The 17,228-nt window shown below is 29.5% G+C and carries 18 protein-coding genes; 17 read left to right on the top strand and 1 reads right to left on the bottom strand.

Annotated elements, in window-relative coordinates; all coding sequences use genetic code 11:
* Window positions 1–62: 62 nt before the first annotated feature.
* The 12 genes from ACI48P_RS03885 to ACI48P_RS03830 all read left to right on the top strand — a co-directional run bounded on the left by ACI48P_RS03885 (window position 63) and on the right by ACI48P_RS03830 (window position 10,230).
* Window positions 63–467 carry a hypothetical protein gene (locus ACI48P_RS03885; protein WP_475213647.1) on the top strand — a complete coding sequence of 135 codons (405 nt, stop codon included), beginning with the start codon at window positions 63–65 and terminating at the stop codon, window positions 465–467.
* Between the two features lie 145 nt (window positions 468–612).
* Window positions 613–909, top strand: a complete 297-nt coding sequence (locus ACI48P_RS03880; protein ID WP_475213644.1) for a YciI family protein — start codon at window positions 613–615, stop codon at window positions 907–909.
* A 212-nt stretch (window positions 910–1,121) separates the two neighbouring features.
* Window positions 1,122–1,673: a glycerol-3-phosphate responsive antiterminator gene (locus ACI48P_RS03875; RefSeq protein WP_475213642.1), complete on the top strand. Its 552-nt coding sequence runs from the start codon at window positions 1,122–1,124 to the stop codon at window positions 1,671–1,673.
* Between the two features lie 177 nt (window positions 1,674–1,850).
* Complete coding sequence (locus tag ACI48P_RS03870) at window positions 1,851–2,654, top strand: MIP/aquaporin family protein (protein WP_475213640.1); 804 nt, start codon at window positions 1,851–1,853, stop codon at window positions 2,652–2,654.
* A gap of 192 nt (window positions 2,655–2,846) precedes the next feature.
* The gene (glpK, locus tag ACI48P_RS03865; RefSeq protein WP_475213638.1) at window positions 2,847–4,385 is read left to right on the top strand and encodes a glycerol kinase GlpK; all 1,539 of its coding nucleotides are present in this window, start codon (window positions 2,847–2,849) and stop codon (window positions 4,383–4,385) included.
* A gap of 211 nt (window positions 4,386–4,596) precedes the next feature.
* Window positions 4,597–6,057 carry an FAD-dependent oxidoreductase gene (locus ACI48P_RS03860; RefSeq protein WP_475213636.1) on the top strand — a complete coding sequence of 487 codons (1,461 nt, stop codon included), beginning with the start codon at window positions 4,597–4,599 and terminating at the stop codon, window positions 6,055–6,057.
* Complete coding sequence (locus ACI48P_RS03855; protein ID WP_475213634.1) at window positions 6,047–7,291, top strand: NAD(P)/FAD-dependent oxidoreductase; 1,245 nt, start codon at window positions 6,047–6,049, stop codon at window positions 7,289–7,291. The genes ACI48P_RS03860 and ACI48P_RS03855 overlap by 11 nt, the downstream gene beginning before the upstream one ends.
* 1 nt (window position 7,292) lies before the next feature.
* Window positions 7,293–7,679, top strand: a complete 387-nt coding sequence (locus ACI48P_RS03850) for a DUF1667 domain-containing protein (RefSeq protein WP_475213632.1) — start codon at window positions 7,293–7,295, stop codon at window positions 7,677–7,679.
* Window positions 7,680–7,888: 209 nt separating this feature from the next.
* Window positions 7,889–8,200: a PadR family transcriptional regulator gene (locus ACI48P_RS03845; protein WP_475213630.1), complete on the top strand. Its 312-nt coding sequence runs from the start codon at window positions 7,889–7,891 to the stop codon at window positions 8,198–8,200.
* 106 nt (window positions 8,201–8,306) lie between these two features.
* Window positions 8,307–8,807: a nitroreductase family protein gene (locus ACI48P_RS03840; protein ID WP_475213628.1), complete on the top strand. Its 501-nt coding sequence runs from the start codon at window positions 8,307–8,309 to the stop codon at window positions 8,805–8,807.
* A 20-nt stretch (window positions 8,808–8,827) separates the two neighbouring features.
* A complete protein-coding gene (locus ACI48P_RS03835; RefSeq protein WP_475213626.1) occupies window positions 8,828–9,484 on the top strand; it encodes an ABC transporter ATP-binding protein in 657 nt (218 codons plus the stop codon).
* A complete protein-coding gene (locus tag ACI48P_RS03830; protein ID WP_475213624.1) occupies window positions 9,484–10,230 on the top strand; it encodes an ABC transporter permease in 747 nt (248 codons plus the stop codon). Before ACI48P_RS03835 ends, ACI48P_RS03830 begins: the two co-directional genes overlap by 1 nt.
* Window positions 10,231–10,424: 194 nt before the next feature.
* Here ACI48P_RS03830 and ACI48P_RS03825 read toward each other — a convergent pair whose 3' ends face one another.
* Complete coding sequence (locus tag ACI48P_RS03825) at window positions 10,425–11,099, bottom strand: Crp/Fnr family transcriptional regulator (protein WP_475213622.1); 675 nt, start codon at window positions 11,097–11,099, stop codon at window positions 10,425–10,427.
* A gap of 155 nt (window positions 11,100–11,254) precedes the next feature.
* On the opposite strand from ACI48P_RS03825, the gene nhaA reads away from it, so the two are divergent.
* From nhaA to ACI48P_RS03800, 5 genes are all read left to right on the top strand, one after another.
* Entirely contained in the window at window positions 11,255–12,445 is a 1,191-nt protein-coding gene (gene nhaA / locus ACI48P_RS03820) for a Na+/H+ antiporter NhaA (RefSeq protein WP_475213620.1), read from the top strand.
* 232 nt (window positions 12,446–12,677) lie between these two features.
* On the top strand, window positions 12,678–15,173 hold the full coding sequence (gene cdr, locus ACI48P_RS03815; RefSeq protein ID WP_475213618.1) for a CoA-disulfide reductase: 2,496 nt from the start codon (window positions 12,678–12,680) through the stop codon (window positions 15,171–15,173).
* Between the two features lie 280 nt (window positions 15,174–15,453).
* Complete coding sequence (locus tag ACI48P_RS03810) at window positions 15,454–15,816, top strand: C-GCAxxG-C-C family (seleno)protein (RefSeq protein WP_475213616.1); 363 nt, start codon at window positions 15,454–15,456, stop codon at window positions 15,814–15,816.
* A gap of 32 nt (window positions 15,817–15,848) precedes the next feature.
* Window positions 15,849–16,187: a rhodanese-like domain-containing protein gene (locus tag ACI48P_RS03805; protein WP_475213615.1), complete on the top strand. Its 339-nt coding sequence runs from the start codon at window positions 15,849–15,851 to the stop codon at window positions 16,185–16,187.
* Between the two features lie 213 nt (window positions 16,188–16,400).
* Complete coding sequence (locus ACI48P_RS03800; protein ID WP_475213613.1) at window positions 16,401–17,159, top strand: AAA family ATPase; 759 nt, start codon at window positions 16,401–16,403, stop codon at window positions 17,157–17,159.
* Window positions 17,160–17,228: the final 69 nt, after the last annotated feature.

Below are 17,228 nucleotides of genomic sequence, written 5' to 3'. Positions count from 1 at the left end.
AAATAATTGACACGGTTGTTAACATGGTTCCTAAAGACTGTCTAAAATAGGAGGTTTTGATATTGAAAAGGATAATAACATTCTTAAGTATTTCTCTATTTATGTTTTTACTAGTAGGTTGTGCAGGTGCGGCAGATTATGAAATTGAGCTAATAAATGGATTTAAAGTAGTAAGAACATCAGCAGAGAAAATATGCATAGGTTCACCTGATTATAGTTATGATAAAGTTTTAGTGCCATTATATAAAAATTATGAAGACGGTGAGTATGTAATACAGGTTGGGCATGACAAGGAAAGATATATAGTAGCAAAAACAAATTTAGATAATTACTACATCATAGACACAAAGGATGTATTAGTATCTGGACCATTTGATAAAGAGAAGTTTGATACAATTAAGGAAAAAATAGGTATTTCTGAAAGTATGAACCTTAAGGATTTAGATGAATATGAAAAAATGAAATAAAATATTTTAATATGAAAGTTTAAATAAAAAGATACAATTCTAAGAAATAAAACTTTTAATGTTTAATAGTTAATATAGGGGGTATTTATTATTAATAACAAGTTAAGCCTGTTAAAATACATACTAACCAAAGGAGAATAGCAAAATGAAATATTTTATTGTTGAAGGTATTATTAAAAATGAAGATTTAATGACTGAAGATATTATGAAAGAACACATGGCTTATTCTCAAAAGGCAATGGATAAAGGCTTAATATTAATGTCTGGTTTAAAAGAGGATATGAGTGGAGCAGTATTTATAATGAAAGCAGAATCTATTGAAGATATAGAAAGTTATTTAGGTTCTGAGCCATTTAAGCTAAATAAAATACAAGATTATAAGACCATAGAGTTTTCACCTCATTATATTAACCAGTCACCTAGTCAATGGTTTAACAATTAATTTAAAATAAATTTTATACAATTTACAGATTCTAAAAGAATCACTTAATAACCCCTTTATCATGAAGAGTAATAAAAATATTACTCTTATTTTTTGCTTAAAAATATATTTAATATAAATATAACAATTTCACATAGAAAATAATTAGAAATTGTATTATAATCTTAAACATGATATGTAAAAACGTGTAAAAAGGAGAGGAAAAGGGGAGCATGAAAGATATATTAGAGATAAATCCAATAATAGCAGCAATAAAAAATGATAAACAACTAGAGGAAGCTATAAAATGTGATTGTGAAGTAGTGTTCATGCTTAATGGAGATATACTAACACTTGCGCAAAAAGTAAGATACTTACAAAAGCACGATAAAAAAGTATTCATCCATATAGACATGGTATCAGGATTAGCCTCAAGTCCTCTAACAGTAGACTATCTACAAAGAGAATTAAACGTATATGGAATAATATCAACAAAAGCCAACATAGTAAAAAGAGCTTTAGAACTAAATCTTAAAGTGGTACAAAGATTCTTCTTCATAGATTCTATGTCAGTTGAAAGTGCTATAGAAAGCTTAAGAAAAGTTAAACCAAATGCAATAGAAATAATGCCAGGAATAATGCCAAAAGTAATTAAGAGAATAAACCATGTATACCCGAACATTCCAATAATATGTGGTGGACTTATTGACACAAAAGAAGAAATAATAAATGTGCTAGCATCAGGTGCAATGGCAGTATCAACTACCAAATCAGACATATGGTAAGAAAAGTTGGTTTATTAAATATCTAACAATCTATTTTATTGACACGGAAAATGTTTGCATGGTAACATTGTTTATAGAAGGTAGGCGTGAGAAGAGAGAGCCTGTAGTACTTAACTATAGGCTCTCTCTGTTTTTTTGCCTAAATTTCAAAAACAATATAATTAGGGGGAATTAAGAATGAAGAAAACGTTATTTGGAGAATGTTTATCTGAATTTATTGGTGCATGGATATTAATATTCATCGGATGTGGTTCTGTAGCATCTCTAGTTTTAAACGGAGCAGATATTTCTCAATGGGAAATAAGTATTATATGGGGTCTAGCTGTCACTATGGCAATATATATTACAGGAGCAGTATCAGGAACTCATATTAACCCAGCAGTAACAATAGCACTAATGGTACACAGAGATTTTCCAAAGAAAAAAGTTTTACCTTACATAGTAGCACAGATATTGGGGTGTTTTGTAGGAGCAGCAACAGTGTACTTCTTATTCAAAAACCTATTTATATCTTTTGAGGCAGCTAATAATATAGTAAGAACAAGTGCAGATGGTATTGCAACTGCAGGGATATTCTCAACATATCCTCATTCAGAGATAAGTACAATACAAGCATTATTTGTAGAAATTATAATAACAATGTTTTTAGTTATGGTAATACTAGCAGTGGGAGAAGCTAAAAATTCAAATAGACCTGCTGCAAACTTAGCACCAGTTATGATAGGTTTAACAATAGCAATCATAGGTGGAAGCTTTGGAGTTTTAACAGGATTTGCAATGAATCCAGCAAGAGATTTTGGTCCAAAATTATTTGCAATGATAGCAGGATGGGGAACTAACGCACTAGGTCCTAACATGTATTTCTGGGTACCAATAGTTGGTCCAATAATAGGAGCTGTTATTGCAGGATTTGTATTTGATAAAGGTGTAAGAAGATATATGGAAGATTCTACAGAAGAGCATAAAAGTAAAGCAGCTTAAATTAAATCATTAAATAAAATTAATTATAAATAATTAGGTCACAAACAAATGACCTATAAGTCATTTGATGAATTATATAAGTAACAATTTAAAAATGATATTAGCTACAAATTAGTAATAAATTGCAAAAAGGTAAAAAGTTTTAAATTAGATTATTAATATTAAATAATAAATTATTGGGGGTTATAAGTCATGGAAAAGAAATATATAATGGCACTAGACCAAGGTACAACAAGTTCAAGAGCGATATTATTTGATAAACAAGGAAATATAGTAGCAGTATCACAAAAAGAATTTACTCAATTTTATCCAAAACCAAGTTGGGTAGAACATAATCCAATGGAAATATGGGGAAGCCAAAGTGGTGTAATGAGAGAAGTTTTAGAAACTAATGGTATAAGACCAGAACAGGTATCAGCTATTGGTATAACTAATCAAAGAGAAACTACTATAGTATGGGATAAAAATACTGGTAAACCAGTATACAATGCAATAGTGTGGCAATGTAGAAGAACTTCAAATATATGTGATGAAATAGAAGCTAACGGTCACAAAGATATGATAAAAGAGAAAACAGGTCTTATTCTAGATGCATATTTCTCAGGTACTAAGATTAAGTGGATACTTGATAATGTTGAAGGTGCAAGAGAAAAAGCAGAAAATGGTGAGTTATTATTTGGGACAGTAGACACTTGGTTAATATGGAACTTAACTCGTGGTAAAGTACATGTAACTGATTACTCAAATGCAGCTAGAACGATGCTTTATAATATAAAAGATTTAAAATGGGATGATGAAATACTAGAAATATTAGATATACCAAAGAGTATGTTACCAGAAGTTAAACCATCAAGCTGTGTTTATGGATATACTGATGAAGGAATGTTATCTGGAGCACAAATTCCAATAGCAGGATGTGCAGGAGATCAACAAGCAGCATTATTTGGACAAACATGTTTTGAAGAAGGTAGCGCTAAAAATACTTACGGAACAGGATGTTTCATGTTAATGAACACTGGAGAAAAAATGGTTGAATCTAAAAATGGATTACTAACTACTATAGCTTGGGGTGTAGATGGAAAGGTAGAGTATGCACTTGAAGGAAGTATATTTATAGGTGGTGCAGCTATACAATGGCTAAGAGACGAGCTTAGAATATTATATGATGCTAAGCAAAGTGAGTTCTATGCTCAAAGTGTTGATAATACAAATGGTGTATATGTGGTACCTGCTTTTGCTGGACTTGGAGCACCATATTGGGATATGTATGCTAGAGGAAGTGTAATGGGTCTTACTCGTGGAGCAAACAGAGCACACTTAGTTCGTGCTACATTAGAATCCATTGCATATCAAGTAAAAGATGTTCTTAATGCAATGGAAGAAGATTCAGGACTTAAGTTAAAAGGACTTAGAGTTGATGGAGGAGCAAGTGCAAACAACTTCTTAATGCAATTCCAGTCTGATATATTAGGAAGTAACATTAATAGACCAAAGGTTGTGGAAACAACGGCGCTAGGAGCTGCATATTTAGCAGGTCTTGCAATAGGATTCTATGATAGTAAAGAAGATATCAAAAAATCATGGATAAAAGATAAAGATTTTTCACCAGAAATGAGTGAAGCAAAAAGATCAGTATTATATAAAGGGTGGAAAAAAGCAGTACAAAGATCACTAGAATGGGCGAAAGATGATGAAGAATTTGAAAAGGAATTAGCGTCTGTAGAAAGTTAAAAAAGTAACTTTTGAAAACTAGTTGACATTAAATACCAAGAAAAATATAATGGAAGTGTAAAGGAAAATGATTTCTTTACATGGATAAGATATAAGAAAAGTAAGACGAAAATTTAAATACTAAGGCGAAGAGATGAGAGAGCCTTCTATACAATGTATAGGGGGGTCTCTCTATTTTTTTACAAAAATTAAAACAATTGGGGGGCAACTTATGTATGATATAGCAATAATCGGAGCTGGAATTAGTGGAAGTGCTATAGCCAGAGAACTTTCAAAATATAATTTAAAAACTATAGTGCTAGAAAAAGGCGTAGAAGTATGTCAAGGAACTACTAAGGCGAATAGTGCAATAGTACATGGAGGATTTGACGCAAAAGAGGGAAGCTTAAAAGCAAAGTTAAATGTGCTTGGAAATAAATTATATCCAAACCTTTGTAAAGAATTAAGTGTAGAGTTTAAACAAAACGGATCTTTAGTTTTAGCATTTAATGAAGAAGATGAAAAACATATAAAAGACCTTTATGAAAGAGGAATAAGAAATAATGTAGATGGGCTTAAAATATTAAGTAAAGAAGAAGTAATAAAAATAGAGCCAAATGTAAATAAAGATGTAACTAGTGCACTTTTATGTGAAGTGGCAGGAATCGTTTGTCCATTTAATCTAAATGTAGCACTTATGGAAAATGCAATAAACAACAAGGTAGAATTAAAATTGAAAGCAGAAGTAGTAGATATTAAAAAAGAAGAAGACTACTTTAACATAGAACTTATAAATAATGAAGTAATTAAATCTAAATATGTAATAAATGCAGCTGGAGTATATGCTGATAAGATAAACAATATGGTAGGTGGAGATGAATACTACATCATACCAAGAAAAGGTGAATACAAAGTATTAGCTAAATCAGAAGGAAAGATGGCAAACCATGTTATCTTCCAATGTCCAACTGAAAAAGGAAAAGGTGTATTAGTTACACAAACAGTACATGGTAACTTATTAGTAGGACCAAATGCAAATATAGTAGAAGATAAAGAAGATATATCAACTACTCGTGAAGGTATATTAGAAATAGTAGAAAGCTCAAGAAAGAGTATAGAAAATATAGATTTTAGAAAGACAATAACATCTTTCGCAGGACTTAGAGCTACAGCAAATACAGGAGATTTTATGATATTTGCATCACAAAAATGTAAAAACTTTATAAACGTAGGTGGTATAGAATCACCAGGTCTTGCATCAGCACCAGGTGTTGCAAAATATGTAGTAGAGTTATTACAAAATGAAGGATTAGAATTAGTAGAAAATCCAGACTTTAACCCAATAAGAAAGAAAAATAAGCCATTTAACCAAATGACTAGTAACCAAAAGAAAGATATTATAAAGCAAGATGAAGGTCATAAGAAAATAATATGCAGATGCGAAACTATAACAGAAGCTGAAATAGTTGATGCAATAAACAGACCTTGTGGAGCAAGAACAGTAGATGGAGTTAAGAGAAGAGTTAGACCAGGAATGGGAATTTGCCAAGGTGGATTCTGTGGACCTAGAGTAATAGAAATCTTAGCAAGAGAACTAAACATAAGCGTTGAAGATGTATTAAAGGACTATGAAAATTCAGAAGTGGTAGTAGGAAAAGTTAAAGAATTAAGAGGTGAGACAGTTGAGATATAATGTTGTAGTTATTGGGGGAGGTCCAGCTGGACTAGGAGCTGCTGTTGAAGCAAAGAAAAATGGAGCTAAGAAAATATTAATAATAGAAAGAGATAGAGAACTAGGTGGAATACTTAACCAATGTATTCACAATGGATTTGGACTTCATGAGTTTAAAGAAGAATTAACTGGACCAGAGTATGCAGGCAAGTTTATAGACATGGTAAACAAAGAAAAAATAGACTACATGCTAAACACAATGGTTCTTAATATAAGCAAAGATAAAAGTATAGAAGCTTTAGGAGAAGATGGATTAATAAACATAGAAGCTGATTCAATAGTATTGGCAATGGGATGTAGAGAAAGAACAAGAGGAGCAATAGATATTCCTGGATATAGACCTGCTGGAGTTTATACAGCTGGTGCAGCTCAAAGACTTAGTAACATGGAAGGATATATGGTAGGAAAAGAAATAGTTATCTATGGTTCTGGAGATATAGGGCTAATAATGGCTAGAAGAATGACTTTAGAAGGTGCAAATGTTAAGGCAGTAGTAGAAGTAAATCCTCACTCAAGTGGACTTACTAGAAATATTGTTCAGTGCTTAGATGACTTTGGTATACCTTTAATGTTAAGTACAGGCATAACTAACATACATGGAAAAACAAGAACAACAGGAGTTACTTTAAGTAAGCTGGATGAAAATAGAAATCCTATAAAAGGAACAGAAGAGTATATACCTTGTGACACTGTATTATTATCAGTTGGACTTATTCCAGAAAATGAATTAAGTATAGGATTTGGAGTAGAGCTTGATAACAGAACTAGTGGACCAATAGTAAACAACGCTATGTCTACAAATGTAGATGGAGTATTTGCTTGTGGTAACGTAGTTCATGTTCATGATTTAGTAGACTTTGTTACAAAAGAAAGTAGAATAGCAGGAAGAAACGCGGCACTATATGCTTTAAATAAATTAGATAAAAACACTACTGTATCTACATTAGCAAATGAAGGAATAGGATACATAGTTCCTCAAAATATTGATACTAACTGTGGTGAAGATGTTAACTTATTTATGAGAGTTAGAAACATATACACTAACAAAAAGCTTGTTGTAAGATGTGGAGACGAAATAATTTTGGAAAAAAGAAGACCTCATATGATACCGTCAGAAATGGAAAATATTAAAATTGGAAAAGATTTATTAGAAAAAATAACTGATAGTATAACTATAAGCGTGGAGGAGATATAAAATGGCTAATATAACTTGTACAGTATGTCCAATGGGATGCTCTTTAGTAGTTGAAAAGATAGATGGAGAGTATAAAGTAGAAGGTAATACATGTAAAAGAGGAGCAAAGTATGGAGTAGAAGAATTAACTGATCCAAGAAGAGTAATTACTACTACTGTTAAATTAAAAGGAAGTTACTTAAATCTACTTCCAGTAAAAACATCAGACTCAATACCAAAAGGAATGATGTTTGAAATAATGGACGTTTTAGATAAAATAGAAATAACTGCACCAGTTCATGTAGGAGATATAATAGTAAAAAATATCTTAGGTACAGGTGTAGATGTTGTAAGTGCAAAGAGTATGGAAAACATTCATTTTAAAAATGAATTAAAACACTGCATATAAATTATTTTTAATATTGTATATAAATTAATAAACTGTTGCTTGTGATAATCATAAGCAACAGTTTATTTTTTGTGAAAATTAAATTTTTAAATGACATAATTTATTTTAGATAAGCGTATATTAATGCTATAATTTAAGTAGCAATTGTTAGATTTGATTGATTAATGTTATAATTCATATAGCATTATAAACTATAGAGGTGAACGGTATTGAGAGAACAGATTACTAGAAAAATATTTAACGGATTAATATATGTTCATATACTTCATCATGGTAATATAGAGCCATTTTATGGATCTTGGATGATTGAAGAATTAAAAGAACATGGATACAATATTAGCCCTGGAACACTATATCCTATATTAAAATCCATGGTAGAAGAAGAATTATTAGAAAAAGAAGAAAAAAACGTAAAAGGTAGAATAAGAAAATATTATAAAACTACGGAAAAAGGAAATGGACTTTTATTTGAATTAAAAAACAATTTAAAAGAGCTATTTCATGATATAGCAATGAATTAGGTTAAGTAAATTTAATTTTACTTAACCTTTTTTGTTGATAAAATTTATTAAAAATGATACTATCGAATTACGATATCGAAAATGGATAATTAAGAAAGGTAAATTAATGAGCATAATAAATAATAGACAAAGCATAAGAAACTTCAATGAAAAAGAAGTTGAAAAAGAAAAAATAAATATAATTATAGAATCTGCAATGACAGCACCATCATCAAAAAATAAAAAACCTTGGCAGTTTATTGTATTAGAAGATAAAAATATTATTAATGAATTTTCACAAGCACACGCAAACTGGAAGATTTTAAAAAATACCAACAAGGTAATTATTGTATGCGGTGATTTAAACAGTGATGAAAGAGAAAAACACGTACTAATGGCTTGTTCATCAGCTACTCAAAATATACTTTTAAAATGTGTTGAGTTAGACCTTGGAGCTGTTTGGTTAGGTCTATATCCTGACAATATTAGGTCAGATTACACAATAGAAAAATTAAACATACCAAAAAACATTATTCCAATATCTTTAGTAGCAATAGGATACTATGATCATATTAAAGAAAAATTAAGAGAAGTTGACACAAATAAAATACATTACAATAAATGGTAATTTAGAAAGGGGGAAATATTATGAACATACTTAGCATAAAAGAAGTAAATTATAACTCAGGAAATGATCAAATTTTAAAAGGAATATCTTTTGATGTAAAAAAAGGTGACTGTATATCAATAGTTGGGAAATCGGGAAGTGGTAAAAGTACATTACTAAAACTATGTGCAGACTTAATTCCTATAACAAGTGGTCAAATTTACTTCAAAGATAAATGCTACACAAGCTATAACCCAATAGAGCTTAGGAAACTTGTAAGCTACTGTGTTCAAATACCATATTTATTTGGAAACACAGTTTATGATAATTTAGAATTTCCTTTTAAAGTAAGAAATGAGAAGGTAGATAAAAATAGACTAAAAATGCTTTTAAACAAATTCAACTTAGATGAAAGCTATTTAGAAAAAGATATAAACTCTTTATCTGGAGGAGAAAAGCAAAGAATAGCACTTATAAGAAACTTAATATATACACCTGAAATTTTATTATTAGATGAAGCAACAGCATCCCTAGATAAAGAAAATGCGTCAATAGTAGAAAACTATATTGAAGATCTTAATAAAAATGGAGTTACAGTATTATGGATAACTCATAATGAAGAACAAAGCAAATCTATTTTCAATAAAAGGATAGTAATATCTGAAGGACGACTTAGCAAAATGGAGGAAATAATATAATGAGTACAACATCTTTGATAATAGCATCATGCTTAATGATTATACCTATATTAATATCCCGCAAGGAAAAGTTAGGTTTAGAAAAAGAAATAATAGTAAGTATATTAAGAGCAATAGTTCAATTAGTAGCTGTTGGATACATACTTGATATAGTATTTGGGATAAACAATCCAATAGTTATGATGATTTTAATTTTAGTAATGTGTGTAAATGCATCACTAAACATTATAGAAAGAGGTAAAAATATAAAAAATGTATTTCTTATATCTTTTGTATCAATATGTACAGGATCAATTATAACTATATCTATTTTGATTTTTTCAGGAGTTATAAACTTTAGCCCAGATGAAATAATACCAATATCAGGAATGATAATTAGTAATTCAATGGTAGCGATAGCATTAAGTTACAACAGTTTAAGTACATCTTTTGAATTAAGAAGAGCAGAAATTGAAACTAAATTATCACTGGGTGCTTCTATTAAAGAATCATCAAAAGATATATTAAGAGAAAGTATTAAAGTTGCCATAACACCAACTATAGACTCAGCCAAAACCCTAGGGATAGTATCACTTCCTGGGATGATGACAGGATTAATATTAGGAGGTGTATCTCCTATAACTGCAGTTAAATTCCAAATAATGGTTACATTTATGATAATATCTTCTTCATCAATAGCAACACTAATGTCTACTTACTTAGCATACAAAAGCTTTTATAATAAAAGACATCAACTTTCAATTTAAGTGTGGGTGGATGTAAAATAAGTAATTATCTATTAGATTAAGGAAAAAATACTTTAATCGATATATGAAAAAAACTGGCAACGGTTAGTTGCCAGCAAATAAGGTTATTATAAGATATTTAATGTATTATGTTTTATAAATATGATACCACATATATACAAATCTTATGTAACTTTGTCACTTTTATAAAGTTACTATAACTTAGTTAATGAATTTAGTTTATCAAAATCTAAGATAGTTATTTTTCCCCTAACAGAAGTTAAAATATCTTTATTTTTAAAGTTAGTAAGCATTCTACTTACCACCTCTCTACTAGTACCAACCTCTTGTGCTATTTTTTCCTGAGTTAAATATAAGTACATACTATTATTAGAGTTTTGAGAAGTTTGTAATAAGTACTTAGCAATTCTAGTATCAATACTTTCAAAAGCAACCTCTTCTAAAACATCAATAACATCATTAAATTTATTATAAAGATTAGCAAATATATACTTTTGAAACTCAACAGTATTATAAACATAGTTATTAAATATATTGCTAGGTATAAAAGCTACTTTTGCAGGCTCTACAATTTCAGCAAAAGCAGGATAATTTTGATTACTTAACATACAAGACATAGATAAGTAGCAAGTATCTCCAGAAGTAAGTTTATATAAAGTAACTTCTCTTCCTTTATCAGATAACTTATAAACTCTTATAGCCCCTTTTAGTATAAGAGAAAATCCAAGGCAGGAAGCACCTTCATTCATTAGTGTATTGCCTATTTCAAAATTTTTTATTATTAGTGAAGAACTTATTAAATCTTTAGTATTTTCATCTAGTGTTTTAAAAAATGGATATATTTCCAATAATTCATTCCAAACGCTCATATTTTTTCCCCTCCCACAAAAATTATAAATTTTATTTTAAGCAATATTAATATTATTGCCTATAAATATATTATAGTATGTGATTATATCACAGATAGATATTTTTTATTGTTGTAATATATTTTAATGAAAAATATAGAAAGGGAACGAGACTAATGAATAATATAAGAAAGCTATTAAAATCAGATTTGTCTACAGGAATACTACTAATGTTTGCTACAGTCATAGCACTTATTATCGCTAATAGTCCAATGGAGGATGCATATCACCACTTATTAAGTGGAATAAATATCATAGGAGAATTTAATTTACACATGATAATAAATGATTTTCTTATGGCTATATTCTTTTTAGTAGTAGGAATAGAAATAAAAAATGAAATATTATATGGAAATTTATCTTCACTTAAGAAAGCTTCATTTCCAGTTATATCAGCATTAGGGGGAGTAATTGTACCGGCTATAATATTTTTGATTTTAAATCTTAACACTGAGTTTTCCCGTGGTGTAGGAGTTCCTATTTCTACAGATATTGCTTTTGCAGTAGCAATGTTTATGATTTTTAGAAAAAAACTAAACCCATCTTTAAAAATATTTTTATTATCTCTTGCAGTTGTTGATGACTTAATATCAATACTTGCAATAGGAGTATTATATTCATCACATGTAGATTACACTAACATTTTACTAGCTATAGGCGCAATAGGATTATTGTTAGTATTAAATAAAGTATTAAAAGTAGAAAAAATTTATCCATATATGATATTAGGTATGATACTTTGGTATTTTGTTTATAAAAGTGGAGTACATGCAACTATAAGTGGGGTAATTCTTGCATTTACTATTCCAACAAAATATAAAAATCTAAATGAAGAAAGTACAGCTTATAAAATAGAGCACAAGTTATCAATAATATGTAATTTAGCTATATTACCATTATTTGCATTTGCAAATACAGCTATAAATTTAGATGCAAGTATTAACTTTAACCAAGTAGGTACACTTGTTAATGGGATTATATTTGGACTAGTAATAGGTAAGCCATTAGGAGTAATGCTATTTAGTTATATAGCAACTAAGTTAAATATAACAGAGAAGCCAGAGGGGGTTAGTTGGGGATCTTTATTTAAAGTTTCAATGCTAGCTGGTATTGGATTTACTATGTCTATATTTGTATCGGAATTAGCATTTAGTTATAATCACAACTTAATCAATGTAGCAAAAATATCTATATTAAGAGCATCGGTAATATCAATAGCCACAAGTTATTTAGTAATAATGGTTTTACCAGAGCTTAAGAAAAGATGTGTTATATGTCTTAAGTTAAAAAAAATAATTCACCACTAATATAATAATCACTGAATAATTAACCAAAGTAGTTACCAAAATAATGGTAACTACTTTTTGTATTATTAATAAAAAATGTATTAAAAATATTTTATGAAAAAAATTATTATTATTTTAACACTTACGTGACAAAGTCACAGAACTATTGCTAACTTATGAATATAATATAAATATGTTAAAGAATTAATTATCCATATAGCAATATATTTTAATTTAGAATAGGAGAATAGAAATGTCTAAGAAAATTATTATAGTAGGTGGAGTAGCTGGTGGAGCATCAACTGCTGCAAGACTTAGAAGACTAGATGAGAACGCTAACATAATAATGTTTGAAAAAGGCGAGTATATATCTTTTGCAAACTGTGGGCTTCCATATTATATAGGTGGAACAATAAATGAAAGAGAAAAGCTAATAGTTCAAACTGTTGAAGCTATGAGCTCAAAATTCAATTTAGATATAAGAAACTTAAGTGAAGTTGTAAAAATAGATAAAGAAGCTAAAAAAGTAACTGTAAAAAATCACAAAACAGGGGAAACATACGAAGAAACTTATGACACATTAGTTTTATCTCCAGGTGCAAATCCTCTAACTCCTCCAATAGAAGGAATAAAGGAATGTGATAATCTATTTACATTAAGAAATATACCTGATACAGATAAGGTTAAAGAATATGTAGATAACAAAAATCCAAAGCATGCAGTAGTAATAGGTGGAGGATTTATAGGGCTTGAAATGGCAGAAAACCTTCATGACAGAGGAATAGAGCTTACATTAGTAGAAGCAAGTGACCAAGTAATGGCACCACTTGATCTAGAAATGGTAAGTATAGTACACGACCATCTAATAGATAAAGGAGTAGAATTAATACTAAAAGATGGAGTTAAGTCTTTTGCAAACAATGGTAAAAAAGTAATATTAGCAAGTGGAAAAGAAATAAACACTGATATGATAATATTATCAATAGGAGTTAAGCCAGAAACAACTATTGCAAAAGACGCAGGAATAAAGCTAAATGAAAGAGGAGCAATAGTAGTAGATGAGTATATGAAGACATCAGACGAAAGCATATACGCATTAGGTGATGCTGTTGAGATAATGGACTTTGTAAATAAAAAGCCAACAATGATACCTCTTGCTTGGCCAGCAAACAGACAAGGTAGAATAGTAGCAAATAACATCTGTGGAAGAGAAGAAAAATACAAAGGAACATTAGGTTCTTCAGTAGCAAAAGTATTTGATTATACAGTAGCTACAACAGGAAACAATGAAAAAACATTAAAAAGATTAGGAATAGATTATGAAGTAATTCATATACATCCAGGTTCACATGCAGGATACTACCCAGGTTCATTCCCTATAGCTATGAAGATGACTTTTGATAAAAAGACAGGAAAGATATTTGGAGCTCAAGGTGTAGGTATTGATGGAGTTGAAAAAAGAATAGATGTAATGGCAACAGCTATAAAAGCAGGTCTTACAGTATTTGACTTACAAGACGTAGAACCTTGTTATGCACCACCATACAACTCAGCTAAAGACCCAGTAAATATGTTAGGATACTATGCTTCTAATATAATAGAAGAAATGACAGACATTGTACAATGGCATGAAGTTGACGACATAGTTAAAAATGGTGGGGTAATAATAGATGTTAGAGAAGAATTTGAGTTAGTTACAGGTGGTATGCCAGGAACTATTCATATACCTCTTGGACAATTAAGAGATAGATTAAATGAAATACCAAGAGATAAAAAATTATATGCTACTTGCCAAGTTGGATTAAGAGGATATATTGCTTGTAGATTATTAGAACAACATGGATTTAAGTGCACAAATATTGATGGTGGAGTAAAAACATATCAATTTGTAAAAAGAGCAGAAGAAAGCTTAGCTAAATTAAATAAAAATAGTAGTGCTAAATTAGAAATAAAGAGTGAGGAATCAACTATGAAATTAGAAGATTTAGATATAACTGAAATAAATGCACATGTTACTTTAGATGCATGTGGTCTTCAATGTCCAGGTCCAATAAGAAGAGTATTTGAAGAAATAAACAAAATGGAAGAAGGGCAAGTATTATTAGTTAAGGCAAGTGATCCAGGATTTAGCAAAGATATAAGTGCTTGGTGCGAAAAAACAGGAAATACTTTATTAAAAGCTGAGTTTGATAAAAATCAAAAAGCATTTATAGCAATAATAAGAAAAGGTGCTAATAACGTATTAACTAATCCAAGTTGTTCAATTAGTCAAAATGATAAAAATGGAGCAACAATGGTAGTATTCAGTGGTGACTTAGATAAAGCTATAGCTTCATTTATAATAGCAACAGGAGCGGCATCAATGGGTAAAGAAGTAACTATGTTCTTCACATTCTGGGGACTAAACATACTTAAGAGAAAAGATAAGCCAGGTGTTAAGAAAGATACTATGGAAAAAATGTTTGATGTAATGTTACCATCTCACACTGGAAAACTTCCATTATCTCAAATGAACATGGCAGGTATGGGACCAAAGATGATAAACCAAATAATGAAAAAGCACAACGTTGATGATTTAGATACATTAATAAAGAATGCTATGGATATGGGAGTTAAAGTAGTAGCTTGTTCTATGAGTATGGAATTAATGGGAATAAAGAAAGAAGAATTTATTGATGGCGTTGATTTAGGTGGAGTTGCAGCATACTTAGGTGCAACAGAAGATTCTGGATTAAACTTATTCATATAATATAAATTGATTAGTGGGGGAAAATATAGTCATAATGATTATATTTTCCTTTTTTTGTTATAATAAAATATAATCCCAACTTTTTCAAATCAATCAACGATATATTTTCTTATTTTAAGCAAATTAGTGTGATAAAGTTACAGAAAATAACTAATCAAAATAGTATTATATATACATAGATAAGTTAATAAAAAACAAAAAAGAAGCAACAAACAATTAGAAAGTAATAATAACTAATAAAAAATCAATCATAATTTCGATATAAGAGAGGTAATTAAAAATGACAAAGCCATCAGTACATCATAAAGAAGGATACACTTGTGCAGAATCTATAATAAAATCATACAACGAAGAACATAACACAGATATACCAGTTGCACTTGGTAGTGGTATGGGGGTTGGATTAACAGTTGGAAGTATATGTGGAGCAGTAAATGCTGCTGCAATGGTAGTAGGATATATAAAAGGTAGAGAAAGTAATAGTGAAGCCAATGAAGCTAGAAGCTATGCAAGAGAATTAATGACTAAAGTAAGAGAAAAATACGATACAGAAATATGTGCTAATTTGAAAAGGAATAAAATAAGCTGTTCAGAAATAATAGATTTTTCATATGACGCTTTAAATGAAATACTAGACAAATAATGTGACTTATATAAATATTGGAGGAAAAAGTTATGGGATTTTTATCAAGCATGTTTGGAAGTAAAAAGTATAAAAATATAAATAATGAAGAATTACAACAAATAATAAAAAGTAATAAAGATGCTTTGATATTAGATGTTAGAAGTGTAGGCGAATTTAGAAACGGTCATATTCCAAAGTCGAAAAACATACCAGTGCAAGAATTAAGCTCAAAAGTACCTACTTTAGAATCATATAAAGAGGATGATATAATAGTTTACTGTGCATCTGGGGCAAGAAGTTCAAGTGCAGCTAATATTTTAGCTAAAAATGGATTCACTAAAATATATAACCTAGGTGGAATAGGTAATTATAAAGGAAAATTAAAATAATTTACTATTTAATATTGAACCTAATATATAGTTATAAAAAGAGAGATTATTAATCTCTCTTTTTTTTAGAAAAATATAAGTACGTGATATAAACTTTCTATAGTAGATTTATCAAACTAATGTCTATAACATTACAAAAAGTATAATTATGGAATATAATAATATAAGAAATACTATGATAAAAAATATTATTATAATGAGGAAGTGAAAAACTTGGATTCAGATAAAATTAAACAATACATAAGAAGTATAAGTCTTAACAAAGTTAAAATAGATAACCCAAGCCAATATCCATTTAATCTACCAGTTCTAAAAAATCTAGAAACTTTAGATTTTCATCCAAAGGTAACTTTCATAGTTGGAGAAAATGGTAGTGGCAAATCAACTTTATTAGAAGCAATAGCAGTAGCTTGCGGATTTAACCCAGAAGGAGGAACAAAAAATTTTACCTTCCAAACAAGAGATAGCCACTCAGATTTACACGATTATATAAACATAACCAAGGGAATAAAGGTACCTCAAAATGGATTTTTCCTTAGAGCAGAAACTACCTACAACCTAGCTACTGACATTGATGAAAGAGACGAAGATCCAGAACAAATGGGAGCTAGAATTATAGACTCTTACGGAGGCAAATCTCTTCACCAACAATCACATGGAGAATCTTTTTTTGCAATATTTTTAAATCGCTTTGGACCTAAGGGAATATATATCTTAGACGAACCAGAAGCGGCATTATCACCATCAAGACAAATGTCAATGATAACAAGAATGGACGAACTAGTAAAAGAAGGATGCCAATTTATAATAGCTACTCATTCACCAATACTTATGGCATATCCGAGAGCTACTATTTATGAAATTAAAGATGAAAAATTAAATGAAGTGAGTTATGAAGAAACAGAGCATTTTCAAATAACACAGTCTTTTCTAAATAATAAAGACAAGTTTTTGGATATATTAATGGGGTAAATAAAATAGATAAATATCTATTAAAATTTTTTAATAATGTAAAATGCATCTATATATAAAGGGGAGAAT

The sequence above is a fragment of the Romboutsia sp. LXY-2 genome, from assembly GCF_056171995.1.
The sequence above is the reverse complement of the archived record's forward strand: the minus strand, read 5'-3'. Positions and strand labels throughout refer to the sequence as shown.